Raw genomic sequence first — 19486 nt, 5'->3', positions numbered from 1 at the left:
AGGCTGTCCCGCGGTGGCGTGTCCGAGCGGCCTAAGGAGCACGCCTCGAAAGCGTGTGACGGGTAACCCCCGTCCGTGGGTTCAAATCCCACCGCCACCGCCATGTGAAACGCGCGCCGAGTGTGCGGTTTCGCGCCAGATCCTCGGGGTCAGCGTGCGAAACCGCACACTGGACGCCGAACGTCACCGCGGCCGGTCGACCTCGTAGGTCCCTGCGTCGTCGGCGAACTCCGCCAGCACCTGGCGCTGGACGCCGTTGACGATGACCGTGCAGGTGAAACTGCTGCCCTTGCGCACCCTGGGATTGACGCCGTTGTTGCAGCGGACGTCGGTCACGTCGTCGCGCCCGTAGCCGTTGATCGGATCGGTGAGCACCCGCCAGACACCGTCTTGGGCGTGGCCGACATCGAGTTCGACCGGCCCGGAGTCGGCGACACCGCGCAGCACCAGCGTCACCAGCACGGCCAGCACCAGCGTCCCGGTGACGGCCGCCGCGGTCAACAGCATCCGATTCGACGGCTGGTGCGGCTCAGCCTTTTTCGGCGACGACCGCGAAGGCGGCGGCGAGGTCGACGTGGGCGGTATCGGCGGGCGCGAGCCGGGGGCGGGCTGCCGCGGCGGCCGGGCCGGCGATGGAACCCGCGGCGGCTGCGCCGGGGGACGGCGGAACTCCAGATACCAGGGCTGCTGGCCGGGCGGCTGCGCCGGCCGGCGCGGGGGTGGCGGCGCTGGACGCTGCGGCCGACGGGGTATCGGCGTGGTGCGCCGCTCCGGGGGTTCGGGCGGGTCGGGCCGGCGGTTCACCGGAACCGCTCGAAACAGCCGTCGACGTCGCCGTGCAGCCCGGAGCGAAACGCCAGGATCCGAGTGAACCCGGCCGGCACGGTGTTGTCGTCGACGTCGCTGGCAACCACGCCGTTCATCAGCAGACCGGTGATCGCCTCATCGAGGTCGCCGCCGGCCAGCGTCAGACCCGGGCCCGACGGCAACCTCATCGGCTCGGCCATCCGGCGCTGGGCCACCCCGGTCAGGCACGCCGTCCGCAACGCCGCGGCCGCCGACTCCAAACCGACCTCGCGTTCGCGTTGCACCGCAAGCGCATACCGCGACGTGACGGCTGACAACCCGGTGTTGTCGCCCTGCGGCAGACTCAGTGTCGACTGGTCGGTGGGTGCGCTCATCTCCTGCAATCCGGCCAGATCCACGACGACGGTATTGGACTCCGGGCAGTAGGCCACCGGGTCGGGCTCATGCCCGCTCGGGCATTTACCGGTCGTCGCCAGCGCGGGCGGGCGGGACAACGCGAAGATCTGGCCCAATTGCTCCATCAGGGTCGACAGCACGTGTTCGTCGATGGTCAGATCGCTCTGCGGGTTCTCCGAATCGAACAGCGCGTGCGGCAGATTCCCGCGGCGCTTGCGGATCTCATCCATGTCGATCGCGGCGCACATCTCGGCGCCGCCGTCGAAGCCGGTCTGGAAGGCGCCGACTCGATCCAGCGCGGTGCCGTGCTCGTCGGAGATCGACACCGGATTGTCCAGCGTCGAAACCGGATCGCGGATCACGATCAGTCCGGCCAGCACGTGATTGAGGCCGTCGCCGGTGCTCAACGTCGCGCGCGACGACTTGCCGGCGGCCACCCACTGCAGGTACACCCCGGCGAAGCAGTCGGCCTGCTGTTCGCGCACCAGGGTTCGGGTCAGCGGGTTCACGATGTGGGCCATGGCCTGCAGGGCGTGACCGTATTCGTGGGCGAGCGTCCCGTTGATGGCCATGTCGCCGAAGTACTTTCGGGCGGCCGGCATGAACTTGGCCCGATCCCAGGCCATGGTGTCGGCCCGTCGGCAGTACATCGCGTTCGGCAGATGGTAGACGTCGCCGCCGCACACCTGCGGGCTGTTCGGGTCGGTGGAGGCATACGACATCAACGTCGACACCGGCTCGAAGCGTCCGCGAAGGGAGTCGGCGTAGTGCTGCGTCCAGAACTCCTCGATGTCGTCGATCGCGAACAGCGACAGTCGGTCGATCTCGCCGCCGTCGCTGTTGCCCACCCTGGCGGTGACCGGCGGGACGTCGCCGCGCGGGCCACTGGGTCCCTCGGCGGTCGGTAATCCGCCGACCCGCCCGGGGTTGTACAGCATCGACACCGCGCGGCCGGTCACCACCGTGGGCGTGGTGTCCGCGCAGCCGGTCAATGCCAGCATCACGCAGGCCACGCCGAAAAGCGTTCTGGCGAAACGGCCGGGGCGCTGACTCGACATCATCACCCGCTGAGGAAGGCGACGATCCCGTTGGTGACGGCAGCGGCGTACCGTGCCCGCCCGTCGGCGCTGCCCAGCAGGGCCGCGTCGTCGGCGTTGCGCATGTTGCCCAGTTCGACCAGCACCGCCGGATATTCGGCCAGGTTCAGCCCGGCCAGATCGGCCCGACCGTAGAGGCCGTCGGCGCCCAAGTAGCTGGAGGTGGGGATGCCCGCGGCCGACAGCGAGTCCCGGATGTCACCGGCCAACCGCACCGCCGGGCCGGACTGGGCGTCGTTGAGCGGCGGGCTGGAGTAGTTGACGTGAAACCCGCGGCCCGAGGCCGGCCCACCGTCGGCATGGATGGACACGATGGCGTCCGGGTGTGCGGCGTTGGCCGTGGCGGCCCGCGCGTCAATGCATGGGGCGGGCGAGGCGTCGTCGGCACGCGAGAGTTCGGTGCGCACGCCCATCCCGTCGAGGGCGGCACGGATCCGGTTGGTCACATCCCAGTTCAGGCTGTGCTCGGGATAGCCGTCGTCGGCGGCCGTCCCGCTGGTCTGGCACGGCTTGGTGCCGCCGCGTCCGTTAGGGACCTGCCGGGCGATCGACGAGTCGTTGGCGCCGGCGTGCCCGGGATCCAGAAACACCGTCTTACCGGTGACATCGGGGTCCGCGGGAGCAGCGGGCGCACCGACGCCGGCCGCCACCAAGCACGCGGTGAAGCCGACGCAGACGATGGTCGGGCGACGCACCCGAAAAGACTAGCAAGCAAGCGCCCGCCGGCCGGTCGCGGTGTAATGGATCGATGCAGCTGATGTCACCGACCGATTCGGTCTTCTTGCTGGCCGAAAGCCGCGAGCATCCCATGCATGTCGGTGGCCTGATGCTCTTCGAGCCGCCGGAGGGCGCCGGCCCGGAATTCGTCGGCGAGATCTATCAGGGGCTGCTGGGCGCCCGCGATCTCCAGCCGGCCTTCCGTAAACGACCGGCGACGCTGCTCGGGGGGATCGCGAACGTCGGGTGGGCCTTCGATGACGAGGTCGACATCGAGTACCACGTGCGTCGGTCGGCGCTGCCGGTTCCCGGCCGGGTGCGTGACCTGCTGGAGTTGACGTCGCTGCTGCACGGCAGCCTGCTCGACCGGCACCGGCCGCTGTGGGAGGCGCACCTGGTGGAGGGCCTCAATGACGGCCGGTTCGCGGTCTACGTCAAGATCCACCACAGCTTGATCGACGGGGTGTCGCTGTTGCGGCTGCTGCGCCGCACGCTGTCGGCCGATCCGCGAGAGGCCGAACTGCGCACCCCGTGGTCGATGCGGCCGCCGTCGCGGCCGCGCCCCGATGCTCCGTCCCGGCTTCGTGAGCTGACCGGGATGGTCAAAGGCGTTGCGGCGCTGGGTCCGTCGACGGTGAATCTGGTGCGTGCCGCACTGTTCGAGCAGCAGCTCACGCTGCCGTTCGAAGCCCCGCGCACCATGTTCAACGTCAAGATCGGCGGCGCCCGCCGGTGCGCGGCACAGTCCTGGCCGGTGGAGCGCGTCGTTGCGATCAAACGGGCCGCCGGGGTGACCGTCAACGATGTGGTGCTGGCGATGTGCGCCGGGGCGCTGCGGGCTTACCTCGACGAACGGCAGGCACTGCCGGAGCATCCGTTGGTGGCGATGGTTCCGGTGAGCCTTCGTACCGAAGCCGACGCCGATTCCGGCGGCAACATGGTCGGCACTATTTTGTGCAATCTGGCCACCGATCTGGCCGACCCCGCGGAACGACTGGCCACCATCAGCGAATCGATGCGCCGCAACAAGAAGGTGTTCAGCGAGCTGCCGCGCACGCAGGCGCTGGCACTGTCGGCGGCCAACATGGCGCCGCTGGCGTTGGCGGCCATCCCCGGCTTCGTCTCGACGGCGCCGCCGCCGTTCAACATCGTCATCTCCAACGTGCCCGGTCCGGCCGAACCGATGTACTGGCGGGGCGCCCGCCTGGACGGCAACTATCCGCTGTCGATCGCCCTGGACGGCCAGGCGCTGAACATGACCGTGGTCAGCAACGCCGGCAACCTCGACTTCGGCCTGGTCGGCTGCCGCCGCTCGGTGCCGCACCTGCAGCGCCTGCTCGGCCACCTCGACGCCTCGCTGGAAGACCTGGAACGCGCTGTGGGTGTGTGAGGCGTGGCCAGTCGCAGCGCCGGACTGCTGCCCTAACCGCCGGCGCGAGGCGGTATTCCGCGCTGTTGCTGTTGTTTTTGACGCTGCGTCAGGCTGTTGGAGATCAGCCGGGCCAGCCCGCCGGCGTTCGGGGTCCGATCGGCCGGCGGCGCCGGGGCATGCCATTCGGCCAGCGCTTCCAGTTCGCCGTCGAGGAACTGCCGCCGGCATTCTGCGCGCCGGATCTTGCCGCTCGAGGTGGTGGGCAACCGCATCGCCGGTACCAGCAGCACGTCGTGCGCCTCGAGGCCGTGCTGCGCACTGACCGCCGCCCGGATGGCGTCGATGATGCCGGGGAGCTCGTCCGCGGCGACCTGCTGCTGGTGGTCCACCTCCTGCAAGACGACCAGGCGGTTGTCGGCGCCCTGGGTGCCTTGCACTGCCAACACCGCACCGCGGTCGGCGAGCAATGCCGGATGGCAGGCATGCACGGTCGGCTCGATGTTGTTCGGGTAGTAGTTGCCGTCTCGAATGGTAATCAGGTCGTTCCAGCGTCCGGTGACGAAAACCTCGCCCTTACACAGGAAGCCGAGGTCACCAGTGCGTAGGAACGGGCCGTCACCGGTGTCGGCCAGGAAGCCGGCGAAGGTGTGCGCGTTCTCCGCCGGTCGGCCCCAGTAACCCTGCGCGACGCTGGGCCCCGACACCCAGATCTCGCCGACCTCGTCGGGGCCGCGTTGCAGCCGGGTCTCCGGATCGACGATCACGACCCGCTGGCCGTACACGGGCGGACCGCAGCTGACCACCGGGACGGCCGCGGTGTCGGGAGTGACGTCCACGGCCCGGTTCTCACTCAGCGCGGCGGCGTCGACGTACCGGACGCCGGCGACGTCGCGGGCGGGTCCTGCGGCGACCAGCAGGGTGGCCTCGGCCAGGCCATAGCACGGCAGAAACGCCTCAAGCCGGAAGCCGGCCGGGGCGAACGCGTCGGCGAACTCCTGAATGGTCGACGCGTGGATCGGCTCGGAACTGCTCGCGGCGGTGGTCCAGTGCGACAGATCCAGTGCCGCACGCTGCGCCGGCTTGCTGTGTTTGACACACAACCGGTAGGCGCTGTTGGGTGCCGCGGTCGTGTTGGCGCGAAACCGGGACATGGCTTCCAGCCACGCCATCGGCCGCTGGAAGAAGACGATCGGCGACATCAATACGGTGCTGCAACCGACGTAGATCATCTCCAGGACCCCACCGATCAGGCCCATGTCGTGCTGCTGCGGCAGGAAGTAGACGCTCGTCTGGTGTTCGTCACCGTGGTAGGCCCGCCGAATGGCTTCCAGATTGTCCATGAGGTTGCCGTGCGTCACGACCACGCCCTTGGGCGATCTGGTCGAACCGGAGGTGTATTGGATCAAGGCCGTGGTGCTCGAGTCGACGTCGGGGGTCTCCCAGTCTTCGGGGTCGGCGGTGTACTCGTCGATGGCGCACCACCGCAGCGTCGACAGGCCGGGCACGTCGGCGGCCACCGCCTGCAATTGGTTCCGGGTGCCGGCCGTCGCGACCGCGAAGGCGGCTTGCGTATCGGGGGCGACCAGTTTCAGGCGCGGGAGCGGAGTGTCCACCGGCACCGGGACCGCGCCGGCGTACAAGCAGCCGAAAATACTGACGATGCTGTCCAGGCCGGGCCGGCAGATCACCAGTGCGCGCTCACCGGCGGCGCCCTCATGTTGCAGGGTGGTCGCGATTGCCCGCGCTTGGACGTCGAGCTCCCGATACGTCAGCCGGGCGGTGATTTGCTTCCCATCGGGGGCGAAGCTGAACGCGACCTTGTCCGCGTGCCGCTCGGCCTGCAACCGCAGCAACTCCACCAGGGTAGGCACGGTCGGCGGTGTCTGCTCTGGCATCCCGACACCATAGTCGCTGGACTCAGCGTCGCCACCAGGAACGCGGTCCGGTCTGCTGTTCGCGATGCCCCTCGCACCACTGCTCGGGCGGCACCTGCGCGCGGACGTCGGCGATGTGCTCGCCGCAGCCGTCCCAGGTGGTCTTGCCGCAGACCCGGCACGGTACGGGGTAGCACATCAGCGGTTCCTCTCAGGCGGTGCGCAATGCACCAGCCAGGGTATCGATGACGGCACGGATTTTCTCGGTCACCTCGTCGGCGATCGGCGCGAGCGCCGGATTGTCGACGACTTGGGCCATCAGCTGCGGGTTCATCGCGTCGACGAGCACCGTCTCGGGCTGTTGCGGGTCCTCGCGCACCACGACATTGCACGGCAGCAGCACCCCGATGCGTTTCTCGGCGGTCACCGCGCGATGCGCCAACGGCGGGTTGCAGGCGCCCAGGATCAGGTAGCGCTCCATGTCCTCGCCGAGCTTGGCCTTGAGCGTCGCCTGCATGTCGATCTCGGTCAGCACGCCGAAACCGTTGTCCTTCAGTAGCTCCCGGGTCTTCGCGGCAACAGTGTCAAAATCGGCGCCGGTCACCGCGGTGCTCATCGCGACGGACATGAGACCTCCTTGGTCGTAGTGATCACAGCCCAGTATATACCCCCGCGGGTATATACCGTCACGGTATCGTCGGCTCATGCAGACCCTGCGCACCCCCGATGACAGGTTCGTCGACCTCCCCGATTTCGGATATTCGCCCCAGTTCTGCGACCTCGACGACGACGACGGCGGCACGCTGCGGGTGGCCTGGGTGGAGGACGGCCCGGACGATGGCGACCCGATCCTGATGCTGCACGGCGAGCCGTCGTGGTCGTATCTGTACCGCAAGATGATGCCGATTCTGGCCGAAGCGGGGCACCGGGTCATCTGCCCGGACCTGGTCGGGTTCGGGCGCTCGGACAAGCCGACCCAAGCGTCAGACCACACCTATGCCCGCCACGTCGAGTGGATGCGGGCGCTGGCATTCGACCACCTCGACCTGCAGAACGTGACTTTGGTCGGCCAGGACTGGGGCGGGCTGATCGGGCTGCGGCTGGTCGCGGAGAACCCGGAGCGGTTCAGCGGCGTCGTGGTGGCCAACACCGGCCTGCCCACCGGTGATATCCCGATGCCGGAGATCTGGTGGCGCTTCCGGGAGAGCATCCAGGCCGCGCCGAAGATCGATGTCGGCTGGTTCGTGCAGTCCGGGTGCCGTAAGCCGATGACCGATATCGCCCGGGCCGGCTACGACGCGCCGTTCCCCGACGACAGCTACTGCGTCGGGCCGCGGACGATGCCGTCACTGGTCCCGACCAGTCCCGAAGACCCAGCCGCGGCGGCCAACCGGTCGGCGTGGGCGACGCTGTGCGCCTCGGAGACGCCGATGCTGGTGGCTTTCAGTGACGGCGACCCGATCACCGGGGCGATGGGGCCGATCTTCCAGCGCGAGATGCGCGGCGCACGCGGACGCGCACACCCGGTGATCCACGACGCCGGCCACTTCCTGCAGGAGGACGCCGGCGAGGAGTTGGCCCGCCACATCGTGGAGTTCCTGCGCCGCTGAGCGCTTACCGTTCGTCGAGCGTGCGGTTTGTGCGCCGATTCGGCCGTTTCCCGTGCCAAACCGCTCACTCGGCACGGTTCACATCGACATGATGGACACCATGGACACCATGGACCTGCCCGTAGCGCCGCCGGTGGATCCGATGCTGGCCAAGGCTGCGGTCAAGGTTCCGGCCGACGCGGGGCGCTGGTCCTACGAGCCCAAGTGGGACGGCTTTCGCGCCATCGTGTTCCGCGACGGCGACGAGGTGTTGCTGCAATCGCGCAACGGCAAACCCTTGGGCCGCTACTTCCCGGAACTGCTGGAGGCGTTGCGCGCCGAGGTGGGCCCGCGCTGCGTGCTCGACGGGGAGGTGGTGGTGCCCCGGCAGATCGACGGCCGGACCCGGCTGGACTGGGAGTCGCTGAGCCAGCGGATCCATCCCGCCGACAGTCGGGTGCGGTTGCTGGCCGAGCAGACCCCGGCGCAGTTCATCGGCTTCGACGCGCTGGCCACCGGCTCGGCATCGCTGCTCGACGAGCCGTTCCGGGTGCGACGGCAGGCGCTGGCGGACTCGATCCACGCCGGTCCCAGCTGTCATGTCACCCGCGCCACCGACGATCCCGAGCAGGCCACGGTCTGGCTCACCTCGTTCGAGGGCGCCGGGCTCGACGGGGTGGTCGCCAAGCGGACCGACGGGCCGTATCTGCCCGGCAAGCGCGAGATGGTCAAGGTCAAACACCGCCGGGACGCCGACTGTGTCGTGATGGGATACCGAATCCACAAGAGCGGCAACGGTATCGGTTCGCTGCTGCTGGGACTGTACCGCCCCGACGGCGAGCTGGCGATGGTCGGCGGCGCGGCCTCGTTCACCGATGCCGACCGGCTGGCGCTGCTGGCCGAGCTGGAGCCGCTGCGGATCGGTGACGTCCGCGAGGGTGAGCCCAGCCGGTGGAACTCCGCCGCCGACAAGCAATGGGTGCCGATCCGGCCCGAGCGCGTCGCCGAGGTCGCCTACGACCAGATGGAGGGCGATCGCTTCCGGCACACCGTGAAACTGCTGCGGTGGCGTCCCGATCGCGACCCGGCCAGCTGCACCTTCGACCAACTCGACGTCCCGTTGACCTACGATCTCGCCGACGTGCTGGAGACCTGACATGCCCGCCGGGGACAGCGCCGAGGAACTGGACGTCGACGGCACCGCCGTCCGGTTCACCAGCGGGGACAAGGTGTACTTTCCCCGGCTCGGCGCCGGCGGGACGAAGCGGGCACTGGCCGACTACTACCTGGCGGTGGCCAATGGCCCGCTGCTGCAGGCGTTGGCCGACCGGCCCACCCATCTGCAGCGGTTCCCAAACGGTGGGGTGGGCGCTGAAGGCACTGCGGTCTATCAGAAGCGGCTGCCGCGCGGGCACCCCGACTATCTGCAGTCCTGCCGGGTGACGTTCCCGTCCGGCCGCACCGCCGACGCGCTCAAGGTCACCCGGCCGGCGGACATCTTGTGGGCGGTGCAGATGAGCACCGTCACCTTCCACCCGTGGCCGGTGCGCTGCGGTGACACCGACCATCCCGACGAGCTGCGCATCGACCTGGACCCCCAGCCCGGCACCGGCTTCGCCGAGGCACGCGCGGTCGCACTGGAGGTGCTGCGCCCGCTACTCGATGAGCTCGGCCTGGTCGGTTACGTCAAGACCTCCGGTGGGCGCGGCCTGCACGTCTTCCTGCGGATCAAGACCGACTGGGACTTCATCGAGGTTCGGCGGGCCGGAATTGCGCTGGCCCGCGAGCTCGAGCGGCGCGCGCCGGAGGCGGTCACCTCGTCGTGGTGGAAAGAAGAGCGCGGTAAGCGGATCTTCATCGACTTCAACCAGAACGCCCGCGACCGCACCATGGCGTCGGCCTACTCGGTGCGTGCCACCCCGATCGCCACCGTCTCCATGCCCTTGACGTGGGATGGGTTGGCCGAGGGGGCCGACCCCGACGACTACACCATCGCCACCGTGCCCGACTTGATCGCGCGGCGCGGCGACGCGTGGGAAACCATCGATGGCCTCGAACAGTCCCTGCAGCCGCTGCTGGAGCTGGTGGCCGCCGACGAAGCCCGCGGGCTGGGCGACCTGCCGTACCCGCCGAACTATCCGAAAATGCCGGGCGAGCCGCCACGGGTGCAGCCCAGCAAGCAGGTGGCCGAGCATTGGGATGACAAGGGCAACCGCCGTTAGAGCCGCGCCGGCCGCGGTAATCAGAGCGTGCAGAGCCCCAGGGCCAAACCGGGAACGGCGGCGGTGGCCGCGATAACGCCGACCATTGCGAGTGAGCGCGGCTGCCACCACGATCCGCGGCCGGAGTTCATCAGCCTTGTCATGCGATCGACGACCGCGGTGCCGGCGGCCGCGAGCGCCCCATCGGGGGTGCGGTGTCCGGTGCTCAGCGTGAGCAGGCTGGTCAACAGCGGTTCGTGGCCGTGTTCGCGGGCAGCGGCGTCGTCGGCGCACATCTCCAGCAGCACGGGCACTGATTGTGCCGCCGAACGCAGCAGCGGCAACCGTGGCAGCGCCGCTGACAAGGCGTTAAGGGTCGCGATGATCCGATGGTGGCGGCCGCGCAGGTGCGCCCGCTCATGGGCCAGCACCGCGGCCAAACCGGCCGAGCTCAGCAACTCCAGGGCGGCGGTGGTCACCACGACGGTCTGTCGCCGTCCACCTGAAACGCAGTACGCCGTAGCCTGATCGGCGCTCATGGCGACAACGCCGTCGTGCTCGGTCGGGTAGCCGACGATGCGTACCGCTTCAGCGTGCCGCAGGTTCTGGCGCCGATAACCGAGCAACGAGCTGACCACGCGGCGCACGGTGTGCAGCGCCACCGACATGGTGACCAGCAGCAGCGCCACCACCAGCGCAGTCGCGACGGACGGCGGCAACATCGCCACGGGGGTGATACCGAGTGTCTTCACGCAGAAGGTCATCGCGGTGTGGGTGATCACGCTGTGGGCCGCCCCGACGATCATGACGGCCAGCGCCGAGACCCACGCGGCCAGCGTCGTTGCCACCGCTACCAGCCAGCCCGCCACGGCCAGGCGCGGAGGAATTCGGGCCATGCCGGGCCCGGTGAGCATCGCCGGCGCGAAGCAGCTCAGTACAACGGCATAGCCGAGCAGGAGCGTGACCGCATTCAACGGGCTTTGTCTTTCTTGAAGCGCTGCAGTGCTTTTCGAACAGTCTCCGAGTCTTCATCGCCGATTCTGTCGAGGAAGAAGTTCAGAATCAACTCGCCATCGCCGCCGGATTCGAACACCGTCCGCATCAACTGTGCCGAGTGCTCCTCGCGGGTCATCGTGGGCCGGTAGTGGTAAGCCAGCCCGATCTTGTCCCGGAGCAGCCAGCCCTTGCGGAACAGGTTGTCCATCGTCGACATCACGGTGGTGTAGGCGATCTGACGTTGGGAAACCAGCTCGTCGTGCACGCTGCGGACCGTGGCCGGACCGGAGCGCGACCACAGCAGATCCATCACGACAGCCTCAAGTTCGCCGAAGCCCTTGATCGCCATTCCGTCTACCGCCCGTTTTCGTGCTGTGCCATCTCGGTGCCCACCGTGCTACCGGACGCGCTAAGCCTACGTAGCGTCATAGTAGCCTCCCCGCTCACCTGCGCGAATCCCTGGCGACGGTGTCCGCAGTGGCCGGCGTTGTGGCATCGGGACGTGATAGATCAGGTGATCTGGAGGTCGGGCTCTGGCCTGGATTGGAACTACACCTGTTCCAGCAGCCCCACGCAGGTGGCGGTGAGCAGCCGGGTCAGGGCGGTGGTGAAGTCCAGGTTCCACTCCGGCAACAGCTCCGGTTCGTCGGAGTAGGCATTGGTCAGCGTCTCCGGCGGGTGCGCCCGCTGCCACAGCACCGAGCCCAGTGAATAGGCGGCCAGCAGCAGATCCAGGGCGCCACGGGGCCCGAGCCCCGGCAGCGCCCGCTCGATGGCGCCGGCACCGGCCATCACCGCGGCGGTGCTGACCCGCCTCACCTCGATCACCCGCTCGGCGTCCACCTCGTGTTCCAGGTGCAGGTGCAGGTTGGACAGCAAGTCGCAGAACAGCGGGTCGGCGGCTAAACCGCTGACCAGGATCTCGACTACTTGCTCGGGGGACATCGGCCCGGGCTGGTCCAATCCGGTGCAGACTGCCGCCGACCACCGTTGCCAGCTCTCGGCCGCCAGGCGCAGCAGCACCTCCTTGTAGGAGCTGAAGTAGCGGCGCACGGCCGAGTAGTGCACCCCGGCCCGGGCGGCCACCGCGGTCAGCGTCACCGATGCGACACCGGCCTCCAGCGCCACCGAACGCGCGGCTTCCATCAGGACTGCTGCGCGTTGGCGCTTCTTCTCTGCGCTGCGAGCGCGCTGAAACGAGACCTGCCGCACGGCGCGAGGATAACGCACATGCTGTGCGTTGCGACGGTTCTGGGCGGTGCTGTAGCGTGCGTTTACGCACGTGGACTTGGGTTAGGGTACCCAAAGGTGCTAGGTGAAGGGGACTCCGATTTTCAAGGTGCTGAGCCGGGTGTGGATACCCCTGGTGATACTGGCCGTGGTCGGTGTCGCCGGGTTCACGGTGACGCGCATCCACGGGCTGTTCGGATCCGAGAAGCGCCCGTCCTACGCCGACGGTCAGATCGACGAGACCAAGCCCTTCAACCCCAAGCGAATGACCTACGAGATCTTCGGCCCCCCCGGAACCGTGGCCGACATCAGCTATTTCGACGTCAACTCCGAGCCGCAACGCGTCCAGGACGTCGCGCTGCCGTGGCAACTCGAGATCGTCACCACCCTCCCGGCGGTGGTGGGAAGCATTATGGCGCAAGGTAACAGCAACAGCATCGGTTGCCGGATCACCGTGGACGGGGAGGTGAAGGCCGAGCGCATCTCCAATGAAGTCAACGCCTACACCTTCTGCCTGCTGAAGGCGGCATGAGCCCGCCGATAACCGGTAGCGCGGGCGGACATCCGGAGCGGACATTCATCGCGCGTACCATCCGCAGGCTGTCGGTGCCGATCATTCTGGGCTGGTTGGCGCTGATCGTGCTGCTCGGCGCCACCGTGCCGTCACTCGAGCAGATCGGCAAAGAGAACGCCGTGTCGGCCAGCCCGACGACCGCGCCGTCCATGCAGGCCATGACCGAGATGGGCCGGGTCTTTCAGGAGTCGGACTCCGACAGCACCGCGATGATCGTGCTGGAGGCCGACCACGAACTCGGCGACGCCGAGCACGAGTACTACGCCGAGATGGTCGAGCGGCTCAAAGCCGACACCGCTCACGTGCAGCACGTCCAGGACTTCTGGGGCGATCCGCTGACTGCGGTCGGTGCCCAGAGTGCCGATGGCAGAGCGACTTACGTGCAGCTGAACCTGGTGGGCAACATCGGCCAGGCCAAGGCCAATGAGTCCGTCGAGTCGGTCCGCACCATCGTGGACTCGATCGAGAAGCCACCCGGGCTGACGGTCTACGTCACCGGCACCGCGGCGCTGGCCAACGATATGAACCACGCCGGCGACAAGTCCATGCTGCGGATGATGGCCGTCACCATCGCGGTGATCCTGACCATGCTGCTGGCGGTCTACCGCTCGGTCACCACCGTGGTGTTGCTGCTGGCCACGGTCGGCATGGAGCTTTCCGCCGCCCGTGGCGTGGTGGCCTTCCTGGGCCATCATCACCTGGTCGGATTGACGACGTTCTCCGTCAACCTGCTGGTCTCGCTGGCGATCGCCGCCGGCACCGACTACGCAATCTTCCTGATCGGCCGCTATCACGAGGCCCGCCATGACGGTGAGGACCCCGAAACGGCCTACTACACGGCGTTCAACGGCGTGGCGCACGTCATCCTGGGCTCCGGCCTGACCATCGCCGGCGCCGTGTTCTGTCTGCACTTCACCCACATGCCCTACTTCGTCTCGCTCGGTATCCCGTGTGCGGTCGGCATGGTCGTCTCGGTGCTCGCCGCGTTGACGTTGGGTCCGGCGATCATCACGGTCGGCAGCCGGTTCGGACTGTTCGAACCCAAGCGCAAGATGAGCACCCGCGGCTGGCGGCAACTGGCGACGGCGATCGTGCGCTGGCCCGGGCCGATCCTGGTTGCCTCACTGGCGATTGCGGCCGTCGGCCTGCTGGCGTTGCCGGGCTATCAGCCGGCCTACGACGACCGCAAGTACATCCCCAGCGACATCCCGGCCAACGAGGGCTTCAACGCCGCCGACCGGCACTTCTCGCAGTCCCGGATGATGCCGGAGGTGCTGATGATCGAAGCCGATCACGACCTGCGCAACCCGTCGGACTTCCTGGTCATCGACAAGCTGGCCAAGGCGGTGTTCAAGGTCATCGGGATCTCCCGGGTGCAGGCCATCACCCGGCCGCAGGGCACCCCGCTGGAACACACCTCGATCCCGTTCCAGATGAGCATGCAGAACGCCGGCCAGATGCAGACCATGCAGTTCCAGAAGAAGCGCATGGACGACATGCTCACCCAGGCCGACGCGATGGGGGAGACCATCGCCACCATGCGCGAAATGCTCGGCTACATGAGCCAATTGGCCAACACCACCCACGAGATGGTGGTCGACATGGACGAGCTACAGGCCCAGATCTACGACATCCGCGACCACATCGCCGATTTCGAGGATTTCTGGCGGCCGATCCGCAACTACTTCTACTGGGAACCGCACTGCTACGACATCCCGATCTGCTTCTCGCTGCGCTCGGCGTTCGACATGGTCGACAGTGTCGATCCGATGAGCGAGAGCATGGACAAGATGATCGCGCACATGGCCGACATGGATGCGCTCATGCCGCAGATGCTGACCACCTTCCCGCCCATGATCGACACCATGCAGACCATGCAGACCATGATGCTGACGATGCACAGCACCATGTCGGGGATCTTCGCCCAGATGGAGGAGATGGGCGACAACGCCACCGCGATGGGCAAGGCGTTCGACGAGGCCAAGAACGACGACTCGTTCTATCTGCCGCCGGAGGTCTTCGAGAACCCGGACTTCAAGCGCGCGATGAACATGTTCGTCTCGCCGGACGGCAAGGCCGTGCGGATGATCATCTCGCACCGGGGCAATCCGGCTACGGCAGAAGGCATTGCGCGCATCGACCAGATCCGCACCGCTGCCGAGGAGGCGCTCAAGGGAACGCCGCTGGAGGACGCCAAGATCTATCTGGGCGGGACCGCGGCCCTGTTCAAGGACATGCACGACGGTTCCTACTACGACCTGCTGATCGCCGGAATCGCGTCGCTGTGCCTGATTTTCGTCATCATGCTGCTGATCACCCGTGCGCTGATCGCCGCGCTGGTGATCGTCGGAACCGTCGCACTGTCGCTGGGGGCGTCGTTCGGGCTGTCGGTGCTGGTCTGGCAGTACCTGATCGGCATGCAACTGCACTGGCTGGTGATGGTGATGTCGGTGATCGTCCTGCTGGCGGTGGGATCGGACTACAACCTCATGCTGGTCTCCAGATTCAAAGAGGAGATCCATGCCGGGTTGCATACCGGCATCATCCGGGCGATGGGCGGTACCGGGAAGGTGGTGACCGCAGCCGGGCTGGTGTTCGCCTTCACCATGGCGTCGATGGCCGTCAGCGATCTGCGCATCATCGGCCAGATCGGCACCACCATCGGGCTGGGCCTGCTGTTCGACACCCTGATCGTGCGGGCGTTCATGACGCCGTCGATCGCGGCGTTGCTGGGCCGCTGGTTCTGGTGGCCCATCAACGTGCTGCCGCACGTCGGCGGTAAGGCCGCCCGGCATCGCGAGGCGGCCGCCGCCGCGCGCGGTGCCGACGCCGACGCGCCCGATGCGTTGGCCGACAGGCCCTGATCGACTGTGAGTGATCCCATGCGATCAGGGACTACAACTAATTAGGTAGCAAGGCTAAAGTTATGTAGCATTGTTTTCCGAGTTCGTCATCGCCCGCCGCATCCGGCTTATCCGGATCATCGGTCTGAACAGCGGGGATCGGGCTGAAGAAACTGACATAGGGGAAAGGACCGGGGAATGGCTACAGTGGATTCCATGCCCACGCACCGCCCGATCCGCCGCCGCGGGGCCGCGGTGGCCGCTGCGGCCGGTCTGGCCGCGCTAACCGCCGCCCTGTTGCCGGTGACCGCTTCCGCTGACGCCACCGACGACTTTCCCATCCCGCGCCGGGTGATCCGGACCGACTGCAGCGCCGAGCAGATGCTGGCCGCCAGCCGCGACCTGTCGCCGATCTACTACGAGCGCTACATGATCGACATGCACAACAAGCCGGTACAGGTGCAGCAGGCCACCATCGACAAGATGCACTGGTTCTTCTCGCTCAGCCCCGAGCAGCGCCGGGCCTACTCGGAGGAGTTGGCGACGAACTTCGCCGACCCGCTGACCGTTTCCTGGCCCAACCACGCCAAGATCTTCTTCAACAACAAGGGTGTCGTCGCCAAGTCGACCGAAGCCTGCAGCCAGTACCCGCGTGACGACATGTCGGTGTGGGACTGGTCGCCCAAGCCCTGACCGGAGCCACCGATGACCGGTTTCGTCCGTCGAATCCCGCAGGCGCTGGCCGTCGCCGGCATGGCGGCCGGTCTGCTCGCGACTGCGGGTGCACCGGCGCAGGCGCAGCCGGCGGGGTTCCCCGATCTGGATACCTTCAGCCCGGCCCCGGTCGACGACTACATCACGACCGGCCCCAAGGGACCCGGCCGCTGGGTGAATTTCTCCACGCCCTACAACATCGCCTGCCAGTTCGACGCCACCGAGCCGCCGGCGGGTTCCTCGCAGGCCATCATGTGCGACGGCGACATGCCGGGCATGGCGAACGCGCCGCTCAGTTCGGGCGCTCCGGTGGCCGACGGCTGTGTGATCGGGACGGTGCGTTCCCAGGGCGCGGCGGGTCTGCGCTTGAACCGTGAATCGGCGAGTTGCGGCCGCCAGTTCTCCCATGGAGCGTTCCTGGGGGTCGGGCAGAAGCTGTCCTGCGGCAACGTGACGTGTGCGGTGGGCTCCGATCAGCTGGTCGCCTGCCTCGACACCTCGCTGGGCCACCACGGTTTCGTGCTGCGACCGTCCGGCAGCACAGCGTTCTGAGCCTCGGTCGAACCCGTCGCGACTACGGGTTGACGTTGAACGTCGTGGTGTAGGTCCGCGGGTGGTACGGCGGCGGCGGGGCATCCGGCCCGACCGGCCAGCCCTCGGGGGTCGGCCAGGTACTGACCCGCATGGTGACCTGTTCCTGCCCGTTCGGGAGCGTCTCGATGCTGACGACGCTGGGGCCGTAGGGGACGGCCGGTTGATTGCCCGGGCTGGGAATGAAGCCCGGGCCGGTGAGCTCGTGCGACGGCGCGGTGAGTAGCCCTTGTGGGCTGCCCGCGGTCACGCCGACGATCTGGCTGCCGTTGCTCGCGCTGGTCAGCAGGTAGCCGCCCTGGGGTAGCGACACGATCTGGTTCTCCCGGTCGCCGGCGCCCAGATTGTTGAAGGTGCCGACCTGGTGCAGGCTGTCCATCCACGCGTTGGGAGGGGCGCCGGCGGCCACCGGGTCGGATTGCCACATGGCGCGCTGACCGTCCTGGCCGATGTTCCCGACGATGATCATGCGTCCCGACTCCGCGTCGAAGACCCCGCTGGCCTGCGCGATGCCCACCTTGGTGTCCGAGCCGATTGTGGTGCCCATCAGCGGCCCCAGATCCGTTGCGGGATCAGCCAGGTTCTGCACCCGGGACTCCGGCGCGATGAAGTTGTCCGGCGACGTCCCGGGCCCGTAGGGGCGCACACTGTAGAACGCGTACTGCTGACCGTCGGGTCCGACCGCCGTCCCGGTCGGCAGCGCCCGGAATCCCTCGTCGACGGGAAACGGGTTGTCGATGTCGGGCTGTCCGGGGAGGTGCAGCCGCGGATGACCGGTCTCCGGATCTCCGGTGATGACGATTCCGGTCCCCGGGATGGTGGCGCCCAGATCGTAAGGCGATCCCTCCTGGTTCTCCGGTACCGGTGGGCTGCCCGAGCCGGCAATGCTGGGATCGTGCGGAGTCGGTATTTCATTGTCCACCAAGCGGATATGCGGATCCGTGTCGCCGTCGCCGCCGAGCTTGTAGCGATTGGTCAGGGTCCGTACCAGGCCAGCCCGGTGCTCACTGTCCGCGTGGGCGTCGTTGACGATCTTGTGGATCTCGCGGGCCTTGCCGGTCAGGTACCGCTGGAACTGACGGGAGCCCGCGGGGGTGTCCAATCCGGGCCAGGTGGCCGCTGCCTGCCTGATCTCGGCGGCCATCGCGTCGAGGCGCTGCCGCGAAGCCGAGTTGTTGCGGACCGCCTCCCGCAGGATCGCCTGGAAGTCGTGGTCGGCTGCCACCGAAGCCGCCAGCCGGTTGACCAGCTTGTTCTCCCGCGCCCGCGCCGCGTCGGCGAAAGCACCGCGGTTCTCGGTCATGGGGCAAAGGTTAACCGGGCGGCGTTGGTCCTACTTGCCCTTTTTCGCCCGGCGCTTGCCCGACGGGCGCAACTTCTCCTGCGCTCCGGTCGATGCGAGTTCGGGCGCTTCTTCGCCGGCCGACTCGGTGACCTCCGTGGCCGAGTCGGCCTCGACGGTTTCGAGAGCCTCACCGGACTCGGCGTCCTCGTCGGCGTCCTCGTCGGCGTCGTGACCGTCGTGGTCTTCGTCGGCGTCCTCATCGGTGTCGTCGTCCTCAACACCGTCGGCGGCGCCCGCGTCCGGCTTCTTCGCCTTCTTGGCGCGCCAGCGCCGCAGCGTCGACTGCTTCTCCGACTTGGGCTTGATCGGTTTGGGCGGCGGCGGTGGCATTGCGGCGACAAACGACAGGTAGAACGCGCCGATGCCCAGCAGTGCGATCGCGGCGGCGGCCCCGTAGATGCCGAACAGCCATACCCCGGCGGTGTCCAGCGACAGCCAGATCTCGCTGATCGCGGTGCCCGCAATCAGGGTTCCGGCCACCACGTGGCCCACGATCGAACCGGTCAGCAGCGTCAGCGTCAGCTGCGGAGTCCCATACTCCGGTTTGCGAGCGTGCCTGAGGGTGGCCACCACCGGCAGCGCGGTCCCCGCCACCAGCAGTCCGAGGAAGATCCGCAGCACAGTGCCCAGCACATGCGGGGAGAAGCCGGTCAGCTCCCACCACCGGGGAAGAACGAACAGGAAGTACAAGATGGCGGCGAGGGTCGAGAGTGACGCGTGCCAAACCGTGGCAGCGGTGCGGCTCACGCCACCTCCCGTGTTTCGTCGGTAGTGATTCAGGTGCGACCGGGCCGCGGCAATTGCGGTCCGGTCGCACCTGCGGTGCGGAGGATGCGGGATTTGAACCCGCGAGGGCTATTAACCCAACCCGCGTTCCAGGCGAGCGCCATAGGCCACTAGGCGAATCCTCCGTCGGCAATGGTAGCGGAGACTCCTGCGGGGGCCACGCGCTCCTCACCCGGACGACCGTGCCTGATGGCGGTGGCCCACTGCGCCCGGCTTCGCCGCGCCAATGGCCACCGCTAGACTTGGCACTCGGACCCCGCGCGGCGTCTATCCTGTGAACTCCCCCAGGGCCGGAAGGCAGCAAGGGTCAATGGGCTCTGGCGGGTGCGCGGGGTCCCCTTATGTGTTTGGCCT

Annotated in this window: 19 protein-coding genes, 2 tRNA genes and 1 other RNA gene; 10 read left to right on the top strand and 12 right to left on the bottom strand. The window is 67.8% G+C overall.

Annotated elements, in window-relative coordinates; translation table 11 throughout:
- Nucleotides 1-12 precede the first annotated feature (12 nt).
- Nucleotides 13-103: transfer RNA gene (locus BST10_RS15790), tRNA-Ser, on the top strand.
- An 80-nt stretch (nt 104-183) separates the two neighbouring features.
- On the opposite strand, the gene BST10_RS23865 is transcribed toward BST10_RS15790, so the two are convergent.
- From BST10_RS23865 to BST10_RS15775, 3 genes are read right to left on the bottom strand one after another with little or no spacing between them, the layout of a single operon-like run.
- Nucleotides 184-804: a DUF4333 domain-containing protein gene (locus BST10_RS23865; protein WP_235673652.1), complete on the bottom strand. Its 621-nt coding sequence runs from the start codon at nt 802-804 to the stop codon at nt 184-186.
- A complete protein-coding gene (locus BST10_RS15780) occupies nt 801-2264 on the bottom strand; it encodes a neutral zinc metallopeptidase (RefSeq protein WP_083038891.1) in 1464 nt (487 codons plus the stop codon). The genes BST10_RS23865 and BST10_RS15780 overlap by 4 nt, the downstream gene beginning before the upstream one ends.
- Nucleotides 2264-2995, bottom strand: coding sequence for an Rv3717 family N-acetylmuramoyl-L-alanine amidase (locus BST10_RS15775; RefSeq protein WP_013830951.1), 732 nt, complete (start codon nt 2993-2995; stop codon nt 2264-2266). Before BST10_RS15775 ends, BST10_RS15780 begins: the two co-directional genes overlap by 1 nt.
- A gap of 53 nt (nt 2996-3048) precedes the next feature.
- Between BST10_RS15775 and BST10_RS15770 the strand changes: the two genes are divergently transcribed.
- The gene (locus BST10_RS15770; protein WP_083038888.1) at nt 3049-4407 is read left to right on the top strand and encodes a WS/DGAT/MGAT family O-acyltransferase; all 1359 of its coding nucleotides are present in this window, start codon (nt 3049-3051) and stop codon (nt 4405-4407) included.
- 32 nt (nt 4408-4439) lie between these two features.
- On the opposite strand, the gene BST10_RS15765 is transcribed toward BST10_RS15770, so the two are convergent.
- From BST10_RS15765 to BST10_RS15760, 3 genes are read right to left on the bottom strand one after another with little or no spacing between them, the layout of a single operon-like run.
- A complete protein-coding gene (locus BST10_RS15765) occupies nt 4440-6284 on the bottom strand; it encodes a fatty acyl-AMP ligase (protein ID WP_235673651.1) in 1845 nt (614 codons plus the stop codon).
- A 22-nt stretch (nt 6285-6306) separates the two neighbouring features.
- Nucleotides 6307-6462: a hypothetical protein gene (locus BST10_RS23325; RefSeq protein ID WP_013830947.1), complete on the bottom strand. Its 156-nt coding sequence runs from the start codon at nt 6460-6462 to the stop codon at nt 6307-6309.
- A 12-nt stretch (nt 6463-6474) separates the two neighbouring features.
- Nucleotides 6475-6891, bottom strand: coding sequence for a DUF302 domain-containing protein (locus BST10_RS15760; RefSeq protein ID WP_083038887.1), 417 nt, complete (start codon nt 6889-6891; stop codon nt 6475-6477).
- Nucleotides 6892-6967: 76 nt separating this feature from the next.
- On the opposite strand from BST10_RS15760, the gene BST10_RS15755 reads away from it, so the two are divergent.
- The 3 genes from BST10_RS15755 (at nt 6968) to BST10_RS15745 (ending at nt 10074) form a co-directional block, all read left to right on the top strand.
- A complete protein-coding gene (locus tag BST10_RS15755) occupies nt 6968-7873 on the top strand; it encodes a haloalkane dehalogenase (protein ID WP_083038885.1) in 906 nt (301 codons plus the stop codon).
- Nucleotides 7874-7973: 100 nt separating this feature from the next.
- Nucleotides 7974-9008 (top strand): ATP-dependent DNA ligase, encoded by a 1035-nt coding sequence (locus BST10_RS15750; protein ID WP_083038945.1) that lies wholly within the window; start codon nt 7974-7976, stop codon nt 9006-9008.
- 1 nt (nt 9009) lies between these two features.
- Nucleotides 9010-10074: a DNA polymerase domain-containing protein gene (locus BST10_RS15745; protein ID WP_083038883.1), complete on the top strand. Its 1065-nt coding sequence runs from the start codon at nt 9010-9012 to the stop codon at nt 10072-10074.
- Between the two features lie 20 nt (nt 10075-10094).
- On the opposite strand, the gene BST10_RS15740 is transcribed toward BST10_RS15745, so the two are convergent.
- The 3 genes from BST10_RS15740 to BST10_RS15730 form a co-directional block, all read right to left on the bottom strand.
- Entirely contained in the window at nt 10095-10949 is an 855-nt protein-coding gene (locus BST10_RS15740) for a M56 family metallopeptidase (RefSeq protein WP_242665671.1), read from the bottom strand.
- A gap of 74 nt (nt 10950-11023) precedes the next feature.
- Entirely contained in the window at nt 11024-11398 is a 375-nt protein-coding gene (locus BST10_RS15735) for a BlaI/MecI/CopY family transcriptional regulator (protein WP_083038879.1), read from the bottom strand.
- A gap of 200 nt (nt 11399-11598) precedes the next feature.
- Complete coding sequence (locus BST10_RS15730; protein WP_083038877.1) at nt 11599-12279, bottom strand: TetR/AcrR family transcriptional regulator; 681 nt, start codon at nt 12277-12279, stop codon at nt 11599-11601.
- A gap of 109 nt (nt 12280-12388) precedes the next feature.
- Here BST10_RS15730 and BST10_RS15725 point away from each other — a divergent pair, with 109 nt between their 5' ends.
- The 4 genes from BST10_RS15725 (at nt 12389) to BST10_RS15710 (ending at nt 16962) form a co-directional block, all read left to right on the top strand.
- A complete protein-coding gene (locus BST10_RS15725; protein WP_041319066.1) occupies nt 12389-12811 on the top strand; it encodes an MmpS family transport accessory protein in 423 nt (140 codons plus the stop codon).
- Nucleotides 12808-15717 (top strand): MMPL/RND family transporter, encoded by a 2910-nt coding sequence (locus BST10_RS15720; RefSeq protein ID WP_205277437.1) that lies wholly within the window; start codon nt 12808-12810, stop codon nt 15715-15717. The genes BST10_RS15725 and BST10_RS15720 overlap by 4 nt, the downstream gene beginning before the upstream one ends.
- A gap of 213 nt (nt 15718-15930) precedes the next feature.
- Nucleotides 15931-16389, top strand: coding sequence for a DUF5078 domain-containing protein (locus BST10_RS15715; RefSeq protein WP_041320345.1), 459 nt, complete (start codon nt 15931-15933; stop codon nt 16387-16389).
- Between the two features lie 12 nt (nt 16390-16401).
- Nucleotides 16402-16962, top strand: coding sequence for a hypothetical protein (locus BST10_RS15710; protein ID WP_083038874.1), 561 nt, complete (start codon nt 16402-16404; stop codon nt 16960-16962).
- Nucleotides 16963-16984: 22 nt separating this feature from the next.
- On the opposite strand, the gene BST10_RS15705 is transcribed toward BST10_RS15710, so the two are convergent.
- The 3 genes from BST10_RS15705 to BST10_RS15695 form a co-directional block, all read right to left on the bottom strand.
- On the bottom strand, nt 16985-18304 hold the full coding sequence (locus BST10_RS15705) for a DUF4226 domain-containing protein (protein ID WP_083038872.1): 1320 nt from the start codon (nt 18302-18304) through the stop codon (nt 16985-16987).
- A gap of 30 nt (nt 18305-18334) precedes the next feature.
- Nucleotides 18335-19093, bottom strand: a complete 759-nt coding sequence (gene lucA / locus BST10_RS15700) for a lipid uptake coordinator LucA (RefSeq protein WP_083038870.1) — start codon at nt 19091-19093, stop codon at nt 18335-18337.
- 78 nt (nt 19094-19171) lie between these two features.
- Nucleotides 19172-19257, bottom strand: a tRNA-Ser gene (locus BST10_RS15695).
- A 123-nt stretch (nt 19258-19380) separates the two neighbouring features.
- On the opposite strand from BST10_RS15695, the gene ffs reads away from it, so the two are divergent.
- Nucleotides 19381-19475: signal recognition particle sRNA small type (gene ffs, locus BST10_RS15690), an RNA gene on the top strand.
- Nucleotides 19476-19486 lie beyond the last annotated feature (11 nt).

This window comes from Mycolicibacter algericus DSM 45454 (genome assembly GCF_002086455.1).
GTDB lineage: Bacteria > Actinomycetota > Actinomycetes > Mycobacteriales > Mycobacteriaceae > Mycobacterium > Mycobacterium algericum.
Note: the sequence above shows the minus strand (reverse complement) of the source record. Positions and strands in the feature narration are given on the sequence as shown.